1 pseudogene is annotated in these 511 nt (G+C 70.5%); it reads right to left on the minus strand.

Annotated elements, in window-relative coordinates:
- Positions 1-511, minus strand: a pseudogene (locus ABD345_RS40185) (hypothetical protein); the annotation flags it as partial.

Here is a 511-nt window from a genome sequence, read left to right on the forward strand (position 1 = left end):
TCGAGTCCGACAGATCGACCTCGATCTCGGTGCCGGCCTCCAAGTCGAACGCCTCCGCGACCCGGTCGCCCAGGTCGCGGGCGCGTTCGAGCAACAGGTCGCGGGTGGCAACGCCGACGACGGCGACTTGGCGGCGCAACCAGACCTCGGTGTCGGCCCAGGTCTCGTTCGGATCGCCCTGGTCGATGATGGTCTCGGCGTCCCGCATCACCGTGCGCAGGCGGCTCTGCAGGTCGTGCTCGACATCGGCGACGAGGTCGGCGATCCCGTCCGACAACGTCTGCTGCCACGTCGCGCTGACCGCGGTGAGGTTCGCGGCGCGATCGCGGGCACGGGTGAGCTTGGCGAGCACCGCGGGACGACTCTCGGGCTTGGTCAGTACGACGCGCTCGGCGTCGCACTCCTGCGCGAGCTGCGTGGCAACGAAGTCGACCTCCTGCGCGACGGCGGCGGCTGCTCGCGTCGTACCGGGGACGACGACGGCCGTCGCGAGGAACTCTACAAGTGGGGC

Origin of the sequence: Kitasatospora saccharophila (assembly GCF_039529925.1) — a bacterium.
Taxonomy (GTDB): Bacteria; Actinomycetota; Actinomycetes; order Streptomycetales; family Streptomycetaceae; genus Kitasatospora; species Kitasatospora saccharophila.